Below are 10930 nucleotides of genomic sequence, written 5' to 3'. Positions count from 1 at the left end.
GTTTTATCATTAATATTCGTTCTTATCCGTATATGGATTCCGGCCGCATCTTCGCCGTCTTACAGTTACAATTATACTACAAATGCCCTTAACATGATATTACCATCACATTAAGGGCACTGAAAAAAGTATTAAGATATTATAAAGACCGAGTCTGGTCAATAGATCCTTCCGCCGTTCTGATTTTCCCACAAATCTGCATTGTCACCCATGTGAGCCTTTAAATCCAGGGACATCTTCTCCACCTGTTCCATAAAGTCATCCGCCACAGGTTTTTCAAACGCCTCGATGTTCTGAGTCAGCTGGCTTATGTTTCTGGCTCCTGCAAGTACGCTGGCAACGATCTGTTTCCTCTTCAAAAACTGCATCGCCACATTTGTCATCGTATAGCCTGATTCTGTACACATTTCGTTAAGCTTACGAAGAAACGGAAATACAACGCCTTCATAGCCGCTGTCCGTATGGCGCCCCGCTCCCCATTTAGAATCGTAGATCCTCGTTGTCCGGCGGTTTAACGGCACCTCGCCTACAGACAGATATTTTCCCGTGAGCAGGCCCTGAGACAGCGGGCTGTAGGCCCATACTGCAATTTCTCTTTTTTTCAGATCCGAAGTGAAATGCTTTTCTCCCACGCGCCAGATCAGAGAATATGGCAGCTGGTCCGTAACGATTTCCCAGTTACCCTTTTCTCTCAGAGCTCCTTCTCCATGATTGCAGACACCTACGGCCAGAATTTTTCCGTCTTTTTTCAGCTGTTCCAGTCCTTCATACGTCTCATCCACCGGTATCGACGGATTCGGCCAGTGGATCTGATAAATGTCAATATAGTCTGTCTGGAGCCGCTTCAGGCTGTCTTCACATGTTTTTATAATATCTTCTTTATGCATATGGACGGCAGCCGGTTTTGATGCCACAACCGCCTGATGCCTCTTTCCTGCAAGCGCTTTTCCAAGCACGATCTCAGCCATACCATTTCCATATTTTTCTGCAGTATCAATTAGATTAATTCCATAATCCAACGCGCAGTGTACCGTATCCACTGCCGCTGTTTCATCACAGGGCCCCCATACGGCTGCTCCGGAGAATGCCCATGTACCCAGTGATAATTCCGATACGGAGAGTCTGGCGTTGTTTAAAATTCTATTATTCATTATACTCCCCCAAATGATTCAGCTTTTCCTGCCTTTTGGCCATACGCCACAACGTCGTTCTGCTTACGCCCAGTTCCTTTGCAATATCCTGCTTCTTTCGGCGGGGTTGAAGCTGTTCGTATATTTCGTCGTAATCTTCTTTTTTCTCACTCTTTTTCTTTACCCGTTTCTGGTAATCCTTGAATATCTTCAGATGGCAGAGCTCTTCTTCACCAATCTCTGCCGTATCGTTTAAAACGATCAGCTTTTCACAGATATTTCTCAGCTCTCTTACGTTTCCCATCCAGTCGTATTCTCTCAGCATTCTGGCTGCTCCCTTGGACACCCTGGGAATGCTTCTTCGCATGTCACATGCAAATCTGGTCAGATAGAAGTCCACCAGATCCTGTACGTCTTCTTTCCTCTCGCGCAGCGGAGGAATCACGATATCCAGAAGGTTGAGACGGTAATATAAGTCGGATCTGAAATTTCCCTCTTCAATCTGCTTTTCTATGTTGATATTCGTAGCTGAAATCACACGGACATCAATTGGCTTCACCCTGTCGCTTCCGATCCTTCTGATCTCTTTCTCCTGAAGCACCCGGAGCAACTTCGCCTGAAGGGTAATCGGCAGTTCTCCGATCTCATCCAGGAAAATGGTTCCTCTGTGAGCCAGTTCGAACAATCCGATTTTTCCGCCTTTTGAAGCTCCTGAAAACGCTCCCGGTTCATATCCGAACAGTTCGCTTTCCAGAAGATTTTCCGGGAGTGCCGCGCAGTTAAGGGCTACAAAAGGCTCATTGCTTCTGCTGCTCTCCTGATGAATACTGTGCGCAAATAGTTCCTTTCCAGTACCGGTTTCTCCCATAATCAGGACGTTGGAGTCTACCCTGCTGTATCTTCTTGCCATCCTGATGTTGTCCTTAATCGCCGGACTGGAACCGATAATATCGTCAAATGTATATTTTGCAGTCAGGCCCTGTTCGCTTAAACTCTGCCTGATTTTGATTTCTGTTTCCTGAATCTGTTCCGCACTCTTTGTTACAATCAGTGTACCGGAACCTGTCGAATCATCAATAATCGGATGATATTCAATATAGTATTTTTTCCCTTTTAGTTCAATCAGCTCGGAAGCCTTGATCCTGTTATTCTTCTCAGTCTGCTTCCAGTTGAATTTACGATAGATTTTCTCTACCGGCTGTCCGATAATTCGTTCTGTTGTCGATACCTGGAATGTACGGTATGCCTGATTATTGGCAGCCAGCACTTTTCCCTCTTCGCTGACAGCGATAATCGAATCTTCATCGTTATTTAAAATCGTATACATGAGGCTCGATTTCATACGTTCCATATTGATTGTCTTAGCTACGCTGACAGCGGAACGAATTGCTGAATCAATCGCCTCGTCTTTCGTTTCAATATGGACTCTCGAGAGACCTTTTTCATCACAGAATCCACAAATTGTACCTGCAGCTACAAATACATCCACTCCGGCTGCAACACCTTTTTCAATCACTTCATGGGAACTTTTTTCATCCCAAACGTCATATAACTCAATTTTTGCCCTGCACAGTTCTTCCAGACTGCCTAAAGTCCGTATCTCCTGATTGTGGATACAAAGCCCTATTTTATTCGGATGGAATTCATCTCTTGCACGTACCAGCGCGTCAAAGATGTCAAAGCTGGTCAGCTGTATCCTTATCATATGTTTGTCCGGAAAAATCGTTCGAAGGTAATCAAAGGTCATACCGCGTGCCACAATAATATCGGCATCCTTATTATCAGCCAGCGACTGCGGTGTTCCAAATATATGACGCAGCTCTATGCTCACATTATCCGGAATCTTCAATTTTGAAGTAACTTTCTCAAAGCGTTCCTTCATATCCATATGTGGAATAGTGACCAATATTTTGACCATGTCCGTTTCCCCTCTCTAAGAATGCCGCCGGCAAGATAGCCATTCGGCAGCTACATCTCTGTAGCTGCCGAATAAGAATTCTATCTGTTTATTTGTAATGATTATTTATTCTTTTTTGCAATTGCTGCTTTACATTTCTCTGCAATGCTGGCGCCGCTGTAGCCATACTTCTCCAACAGTTCATCGTAGTCGCCGGACTCTGCGAAGTCTGTTGCACCGACAAATTCCATTGGTGTCGGGCATTCAGCTGCAAGAACTTCTGCTACTGCACTTCCCAGACCGCCGCGGATGCTGTGCTCCTCAACAGTTACAACCGCACCTGTCTTCTTAGCTGCTGCAACGAGCAAATCCTTATCAATTGGCTGTACGGTATGCATGTCGATTACTGTTGCATGAATACCTTCTTTTTCAAGGAGCTCTGCTGCCTCTATTGCCTTATGAAGAACAGTACCTGTACAAACAAGCGCTACATCTGCACCGTCTTTTACTGTAATTCCCTTGCCGATCTCGAACTTCATGTCTTCACTGTAAAGAGCCGGAGCTGGAGCACGGCTGAGTCTTAAGTATACAGGGCCGTCAAAGTCAGCGACTGCCATAACTGCCTTCTCTGTCTCTACAGGATCAGATACGCAGACTACTGTCATGTTCGGAATGGAACGCATTAAAGACATATCTGTAATTCCATGATGGCTTGCTCCGTCATAGGAATCAGACAGACCGCAGTATGTACCTGCAATCTTAACATTCAGCTTATCATAAGCGATTAAGGACTGGATCGGGTCTGCTCCTCTTGTTGTTAAGAATACAGCAAATGTATTTACAAATGGTGTAAGTCCTGTTCTTGCCATACCAGCTGCCATGGAAACCATGTTGATCTCGCTGATACCTACGTTATAATATCTGTCCGGGAATTCGCCTCCGAACACGCCGCTCTTTGTAGAAGATCCTACATCGGCTTCCAGAGCAACAACTTTATCATTCTTTTTTCCCAGTTTTAGAGTGCTTCACCATATGCATCTCTGATTGCGATTTTGTTAGCCATTAACAAGCACCTCCTAATTCTTCCTTAGCGTTCTTATAATCTTCGTCGCCGATTGCTTTTCCGTGCCATGTATTCTTACCTTCCATGAAGGAAACGCCTTTGCCCTTAACAGTCTTAGCCTGAATCAGAACAGGTTTGCCTGTTACCTTCTTAGCTGCATCAACTGCATCAGAAATGGCTTTTACATCATGGCCGTCGCACTGGATTACTTCCCAGCCGAAGCTCTCCCACTTTGCTTTGATGTCGCCCAGAGGCATAATTTCTTCAACCGTACCGTCAAGCTGTACGCCGTTGTTGTCCAGGATTGCGATTAAATGATCCGCTTTGAACTTGGATGCTGCCATAGCTGCTTCCCAAATTGCGCCTTCTTCAATCTCACCGTCGCCTAATACAACATACGTATAGTTGTCTCTGCCCTGAAGTCTCTCGCTCAGAACCATGCCAAGACCAGCGCCAAGGCCTAATCCCAGAGGACCTGTGGAAAGTTCAACACCTGGTGTCTTATGTACGCAAGGATGTCCCTGTAAAATGCTGTTGATCTGACGTAATGTCTTTAATTCTTCCTTCGGGAAAAATCCTAATTCAGCCAATACGATGTAAAGAATCGGAGCAGCATGTCCCTTGGAAAGAATAAAATGATCTCTTCCCTCCATATTTGGATTCTTCGGGTCGATCTTCATTTTCTCATAGTACAGGGTGGTTACAATCTCTGCACAGGATAAGGATCCGCCTGGATGTCCCGTCTGAATATCGTGAAGCAGATCCACGATCTCGTTACGGAACTGAAGGCAGAGGTTCTGTAATTCTTTTGCTCTTTCTTCTGTCATTTTACTCTCCTCTTTTCTAAAATTATTAGATTCTCTTTATTGTTTCTTCCACCTGGGCGATACAGAGAGATGGGCTGGACAAAGTCGGACAGCCGGTAATCTTCTCAATCTCTGCTTCCATGTGAGCCATGGATGCCTGGGCAAGCACAATACAATCATAACCTTTGATCTCTTTTGCACGCTCTCTTAAAATGCGGTCATGCTCGTCCATATCAAGAGCCTGCATTGCTTTGAATGCATCCATCATGACGAGGTCGGAAATCTGCGGTTCCATTCCTGCCATAGCCGCCTCTGCAGCAACCTTTGCCTTTGTGGGGCCGATTGTGCTCTCTGCGGTAGCCATAACAAGGATCTTCGGGCCAAATGTAACACTTTTCTTTGCCATTGCATCGTCAATAGCAATTACCGGTGTTTTTACAAACGGACGAATCATTTCAATTACAGGCGTAAGTGTGGAGCATGTTGTTACAATCACATCTGCTCCTGTCATCTCTGCCGTCTTTACATCATTAAAAAGGCGGTTGCGGTTCTCTATCGTAAATTCGCCGATTTCATTCGGATTCTTTGCGAGGAATTCATCCAGAAGATTATAAACCTTAACTTCCTCAGAAAGGCCGTTCTTCAGTGTGTCCTCAAAGGTATTGGCAACACTTTTTACAGTATGTATCAATGCAATACTTTTCATATATTACGCCTGCTTTCCATAAACGCGGTCTAAGATTGGTCTTAAATGTTCCATTGCACCTTTAGCAGCCTCATACTGGTTTGGAATCTGGAAAATTTCTGTACAGTAATTGCCGTCGTATCCGCATTCCTTGAACGTAGAGAGGATCTTCTCAAAGTCAAGACCGCAGTGGCCCGGATACCTTCTGTTGTTGTCGGCAAGGTGTACATGTATATTATAACTGCTGTACTCGCGGATTGCATCATATATATTTTTTTCTTCCAGATTCAGATGGAAAATGTCGAGCATCAGCTTGAAGTTCGGACGGTTTACACGGTCAACCATGCGGGCGCCTTCTTCCAGCGTATTAATGAAATTCGTCTGCATGATAGTTACTGTCTCCAGAGCCAGGGCAACGTTCTTTTCAGCAGCGTAATCGCTCAGTTCCTGGAATGCCTTAACAGCAAGTTCCTCTGTCTCTTCCTTGCTCATTGCACTGCAGTACTGGCCGCGGATTCTTCCAAAGTTTACATTTGCTCCCAGATAACTTGCAAAATCAATAATAACCTTTGTCCGTTCAATTGCTTTTTTCCTGATTTCTTCATCAGGATCGGTAAAGCTCCAGTGAAGCTGTCCAAATACTTCTCCGGTACATACAAGAACAACGCTCAGATGGTTCTTATCTGCTTCTGCCTTTACTTCTTCCCAGTCCAGCTTTGTCGGATCAAGAGTCATTAATTCAACTCCATCATAACCGAGGGCAGCCAAATCTCCGAAGCTCTTTGCCAGAGGCCCCTGATAGGCAGTTACGGAATCTGCAATCGCAACATCCGGTGTAGCAACCTGATAACATAATTTCATATCCCCTACTCCTTTACTTTATTATATTTTTCTACCTAAATTTAAAGCAAAATCCATGCCAACCAAATTCTGCTTTCTTTTCCCCATATTTTTTTATAATATCCACAAAACGAACGCTCGTATTTTGTACAATTTTACCATATTTTGCATTCTTTTTTCATTATATGCTCTTTATTTGTTTCTGTCAAGTTTCAACGTGTTTCATATTCGTTCTTTTTATGTAACACTTTGAAACTCTCGTTTCACATTTCTTTGTTTCAATCAAAGAGGCTGAAATAGGGCTGTCAAAAGTTTTAATTTTATCCTGTTACCGGTATGTTAAGATTTGTCACATATATTACCCCATCATATGTAAAAGCGCGCTGCAAAAAAGAATAATCATTGCCTTCCATACAGTAAGAAGTGATCCGGCCGCTGCCCGGAACGATCCCCTGTATGAAAGGCATGTCTGATTTCACTTTTGCGGCGCGCTCAGAAGCCCCTCTTGTTATTCCTGTTTATTCACCGCTTTCGCATATGCGGTCCGGATATAAGATTACTTTTCCCGTCATCCCCTTTTCAGCCAGTTCAAAGGCGCTCTGGTATTCGCTGAATTTAAACCGATGCGTAAGCAGGTGGTCGATATTGACGGCCCCTGATCCGATCAGACCTTTTGATATTTCCCAGCTGGTCAGTATTTCCCTTCCATGTATTCCATAAATTTTAGCTGCTTTCCATACGATATCATTGCCTGCGTCTTCAAACGACAACGTCCTGGAAGGCAGTCCGATCATGACCATACTTCCGCACTTTCTTAATATTTTAAATCCCTGGTTGATCGCCTCCACATTCCCCGACGTGTCAAAAACGGTTCCGCATCCCAGTCCTTCCGTGCGCATTTTCACCTCTTTTACGACATCGCACTGAGATGGATCAAATGTTTCGGCCGCACCGCTTTCTAAAGCCAGATTTCTGCGGTACCCGCTGATATCAGAGGCGTATATGTAGGAAGCTCCCATGGCCTTTGCAACTTTAATTACGAACAGCCCGATCGGTCCGCAGCCCATAACCATGACGGTATCTCCAACCATCCTGACCATACTGGCTCCATGGGTCGCCACGCTGAACGGTTCCATAACGGCAGCCTGATCATATGTCATTGTGTCCGGCAGGATGACAAGATTTTTTGCCGGAACTACCGCATAGTCCGCATAAATTCCATCCTTAAATCTGGTGATGTTCAGACAGTTATAGGTGTCTCCTGTCCTGCACTGGTAACAGTGTCCGCAGGGGATGTGCGTTTCACATGCGACCCGCTGCCCCACCTGCACATTCTTTACCAGCTCTCCTGTCTGAACGATCTCACCGCTGAACTCATGTCCCATAATGCGGGGAATTTTACTGAAGGAACGCTCAAAATTCTCCTGAGCCCATTTATTCCACTGGTAGATGTGGATATCCGTTCCGCATATTGCCGCCGCATGTACTCTGACAAGCACATCTTCCGGCCCCGGTTCCGGCATGGGAACTTCTTTATATTCTGCTCCCCTCTCCTTCTTTGTTTTTACAATAGCCATCATTTTTTCCGGTTCCATCTGAAAACCCCCTTATATTTTATATTTCCTATATTAAGTTTCTTACTGCTTCATCCCGATCATATCCGGAAGAAACAGGGATATGGCAGGGATATACGTAAGTACCAGCACGGCGATCATTCCTGCAACCACAAACGGAACGATCTTCTTACAGATATCTCCCATGGACAGACGGCCGATGTTACAGGCCACATACAGATTTGCTCCAACCGGCGGCGTTACCATTCCAACTGCAAAACTGGTCACCATGAATATTGCAAACGCATATCTGCTGTAGCCTATGGAATCGATAATCGGCAACAGAATCGGGAGGAAGAGGCAAAATGCCGAATTCGCTTCCACAAAACAGCCGGCGATGATAAACAGGATGTTGAACAGCAGTAAAATAATGTATTTATTAGATGACAGCGACATCAGGGCCACCGACATTTCTTTTGCAACTCCTGAAGTAGTGAGAAGCCACGACAGAATGCCCGCCGTCGAGAGGATATACATGACTACAGCAGATGTTTTTGCAGAGTCGATAAAGATCGATATCAGGTCTTTTATTTTTATCTCCCTGTAAATAAACACCCCTACAAACAGCGAGTAGACAACAGCGACTCCTGCTGCCTCCGTAGCCGTAAAAATTCCTGTATATATCCCTCCCAGTATAATAAACGGCGTGAGCAGTCCCCAAAGCGCGTCCTTAAATGCCAGCCACCGTTCTCTGCTTCCTTCTTTTTTGCTTCGGACGATATTTTCATCTTTCCGAATCGACCATGTGGCTGCCGCCGCATACATAAGGCCCAAAAATAATCCCGGCACAATTCCGCATATAAAAAGCTTTCCCACGCTCAGCTCCGCATACATGGCGAAGATAACGAACGCAATACTTGGCGGAATAATGACGCCGATCCCTCCGGATGCCGCAACGAGTGCAGCCGACATATTCTTGTCATAGCCATTCTTTTCCATAGCCGGAATGAGAATTCCCCCCAGCGCTGCCACCGTCGCAGGCCCAGATCCGGAAATCGCCGCAAAAAAGCAGGCTACTATGATTACTACATAAGCCAGGCCGCCTTTGATATGTCCTACGCATACCTCAGCCAGTCTTATCAGCCTTTTGCTGATTCCCGCATACTCCATGAGAACGCCTGTCAGGATAAAATACGGAATTGCAAGAAGTACATTCTTGGAAATCGCCGCATACATGAGGCTGGCCACCGAAGTCAGAGAGTACCCGCCAGCCAGCGCCCCTATTACCGTAGCCAGTCCCATCGAAGCGGCAACTGGCACATTGCACAGAAGCAGTACAAAGAAACTGCCGAACAGAGCCAATGCAATCATAATTTTTCTTCACCCCCCATCTGCTCCCGAAGCTGTTCGATGCGTTCTGCCGCTGCGCTTACCGCACTTACGGAAATCAGCAGCGCTCCTATGGGCATTGCTATACTCCCATAGACCTTGGAAATCTTAAGGCCAGGAAAATTGCTGTGAAACTTGATCTGGTTTGATACGGTTTCCAGGCCTGACTTCATTACAAATACCATCAGCACGATGGTACAGGCGGCTGCGAAAACAGCCATCCCAACCTGCATTTTCAGTGTCATCCGTTCCGTTACCATGGAAAGTCCCGTATGGGAAAATGTCCGGTATCCCATCGATATACCCAGCATCGTGATCCATACAAAAACCAGGTTTGTCAGCTCTTCCGTATAGGAAAACGGCGTCTGCGGAAGAAGAAATCGGCACACCACATTCACAAAGTTCATCACCACCATAATCGACAAACCGATTACAATCCCTGTCTTTTCTATAAAGTCAATCCCCTTAAATATCCTGCCCATAAAGCACCTTCCCTTATTTCGCCCAAATCTCACTGTGCGTCAAAAGCTGTGTACAATTCTTCTCCCATGATGTCCCTATATTCTGCGTACAGAGGCTTCACCGCCTCCTTAAAAGTTGCCATATCCTCCTCGGAAGGCTCATATACCTGAATGTCATAATCATCTACAAGCTGTTTCATAAATTCAGGGTCTCTTTTCTCTGCCTCTTCTCTCTGAAGGCTGCAGGCATATTCAGCAGCTTCCTGGAAAATCTGTTTGTCTTCATCAGAAAGTTTATCCCAGCACTTCTGGCTGACCGACAGAATAATCGGTTCGCAGGAATAATTCCAGACCGTCATATAATCCACCACTTCCGCAAACTTCTGTGTAATCGTCATGTCCGCCGGATTTTCCTGACCGTCAACCGAGCCCGTCTGAAGGGCGCTGTATAGTTCGGAAGCATTCATGGTAACCGGATCGGCTCCCAGATCAGTGAAACAGTCTACATACATGGAATTGCCAGGCACCCTCATCTTAATACCCTTTAAATCTTCAGCCGTCCTGATTTCTCTCACATTATTAAACAGCTGGCGGAAGCCGGAAATGCCGTAAGCAAGAGCATGTGCTCCGTTTTCCTCTACAATCGTGCCCAGCAATTTCCCCCCTTCTCCGTCCAGGGCCGTATTGACCTCATCCCAGCCGTCAAACAAAAACGGCATGGCCGGCATGGAAAGTCTTACATCAGTCCCAGCCCATGTAAGCACCCCATGCACTGTTACATCGATATCGCCTGCCTGCAGCATCTCCAGCGCAGCAGACTGGCTTCCTCCTGCCAGCTCTGAATTCGGGTGAATCGTAATATGGTATCTTCCATCCGTCTTTTCATTTACCCGATCTGCAAATGTTTTTGCCGCAACATTCCAGGTGCTCGTTTCTGGAACAGGCATGTCCAGTTTCAGCTCTATTGCTTCCCCATCTTTTTTCTCTTCCGTTGCAGGCTGTGCCCCACGGTCCGTTCCGTTTCCGCCTGAGCACGCCGTCATCGAGACGATCACTGCCACTGTAACCAATCCTGATATCATACGTTTCATAAATTCCCCTCCATT

At 45.7% G+C, this 10930-nt stretch carries 10 protein-coding genes; all 10 read right to left on the bottom strand.

Annotation, left to right across the window (positions count from 1 at the left end; translation table 11 throughout):
• Positions 1-158 precede the first annotated feature (158 nt).
• Positions 159-1151: an aldo/keto reductase gene (locus tag DXA13_RS02435; protein WP_118241700.1), complete on the bottom strand. Its 993-nt coding sequence runs from the start codon at positions 1149-1151 to the stop codon at positions 159-161.
• Positions 1144-3048 (bottom strand): sigma 54-interacting transcriptional regulator, encoded by a 1905-nt coding sequence (locus DXA13_RS02430; RefSeq protein ID WP_118241698.1) that lies wholly within the window; start codon positions 3046-3048, stop codon positions 1144-1146. Before DXA13_RS02430 ends, DXA13_RS02435 begins: the two co-directional genes overlap by 8 nt.
• A gap of 101 nt (positions 3049-3149) precedes the next feature.
• Positions 3150-4010 carry a transketolase C-terminal domain-containing protein gene (locus tag DXA13_RS02425; protein ID WP_347559662.1) on the bottom strand — a complete coding sequence of 287 codons (861 nt, stop codon included), beginning with the start codon at positions 4008-4010 and terminating at the stop codon, positions 3150-3152.
• A 79-nt stretch (positions 4011-4089) separates the two neighbouring features.
• Entirely contained in the window at positions 4090-4917 is an 828-nt protein-coding gene (locus DXA13_RS02420) for a transketolase (protein ID WP_118241696.1), read from the bottom strand.
• A gap of 25 nt (positions 4918-4942) precedes the next feature.
• The gene (locus DXA13_RS02415) at positions 4943-5602 is read right to left on the bottom strand and encodes an aspartate/glutamate racemase family protein (protein ID WP_118241694.1); all 660 of its coding nucleotides are present in this window, start codon (positions 5600-5602) and stop codon (positions 4943-4945) included.
• Between the two features lie 3 nt (positions 5603-5605).
• Complete coding sequence (locus DXA13_RS02410) at positions 5606-6442, bottom strand: sugar phosphate isomerase/epimerase family protein (protein WP_118241693.1); 837 nt, start codon at positions 6440-6442, stop codon at positions 5606-5608.
• Between the two features lie 497 nt (positions 6443-6939).
• Complete coding sequence (locus tag DXA13_RS02405; RefSeq protein ID WP_118241691.1) at positions 6940-8016, bottom strand: alcohol dehydrogenase catalytic domain-containing protein; 1077 nt, start codon at positions 8014-8016, stop codon at positions 6940-6942.
• Between the two features lie 42 nt (positions 8017-8058).
• Positions 8059-9345, bottom strand: coding sequence for a TRAP transporter large permease (locus DXA13_RS02400; protein WP_118241689.1), 1287 nt, complete (start codon positions 9343-9345; stop codon positions 8059-8061).
• Positions 9342-9845, bottom strand: a complete 504-nt coding sequence (locus DXA13_RS02395; RefSeq protein WP_118241687.1) for a TRAP transporter small permease subunit — start codon at positions 9843-9845, stop codon at positions 9342-9344. The genes DXA13_RS02400 and DXA13_RS02395 overlap by 4 nt, the downstream gene beginning before the upstream one ends.
• 29 nt (positions 9846-9874) lie before the next feature.
• Entirely contained in the window at positions 9875-10915 is a 1041-nt protein-coding gene (locus tag DXA13_RS02390) for a DctP family TRAP transporter solute-binding subunit (protein WP_118241685.1), read from the bottom strand.
• Positions 10916-10930 lie beyond the last annotated feature (15 nt).

The sequence above is a fragment of the Clostridium sp. AM58-1XD genome, assembly GCF_003464085.1.
In the GTDB taxonomy this organism is placed as follows: domain Bacteria; phylum Bacillota; class Clostridia; order Lachnospirales; family Lachnospiraceae; genus Lachnoclostridium_A.
This window is presented reverse-complemented; position numbering and strand designations above follow the sequence as displayed.

Excerpts from the sequence above, each read along its gene's own strand:
- DXA13_RS02435 (WP_118241700.1), bottom strand. The coding sequence starts at position 1,151 with ATGAATAATAGAATTTTAAACAACGCCAGACTCTCCGTATCGGAATTA.
- DXA13_RS02430 (WP_118241698.1), bottom strand. The coding sequence starts at position 3,048 with ATGGTCAAAATATTGGTCACTATTCCACATATGGATATGAAGGAACGC.
- DXA13_RS02420 (WP_118241696.1), bottom strand. The coding sequence starts at position 4,917 with ATGACAGAAGAAAGAGCAAAAGAATTACAGAACCTCTGCCTTCAGTTC.
- DXA13_RS02415 (WP_118241694.1), bottom strand. The coding sequence starts at position 5,602 with ATGAAAAGTATTGCATTGATACATACTGTAAAAAGTGTTGCCAATACC.
- DXA13_RS02410 (WP_118241693.1), bottom strand. The coding sequence starts at position 6,442 with ATGAAATTATGTTATCAGGTTGCTACACCGGATGTTGCGATTGCAGAT.
- DXA13_RS02405 (WP_118241691.1), bottom strand. The coding sequence starts at position 8,016 with ATGGAACCGGAAAAAATGATGGCTATTGTAAAAACAAAGAAGGAGAGG.
- DXA13_RS02400 (WP_118241689.1), bottom strand. The coding sequence starts at position 9,345 with ATGATTGCATTGGCTCTGTTCGGCAGTTTCTTTGTACTGCTTCTGTGC.
- DXA13_RS02395 (WP_118241687.1), bottom strand. The coding sequence starts at position 9,845 with ATGGGCAGGATATTTAAGGGGATTGACTTTATAGAAAAGACAGGGATT.
- DXA13_RS02390 (WP_118241685.1), bottom strand. The coding sequence starts at position 10,915 with ATGAAACGTATGATATCAGGATTGGTTACAGTGGCAGTGATCGTCTCG.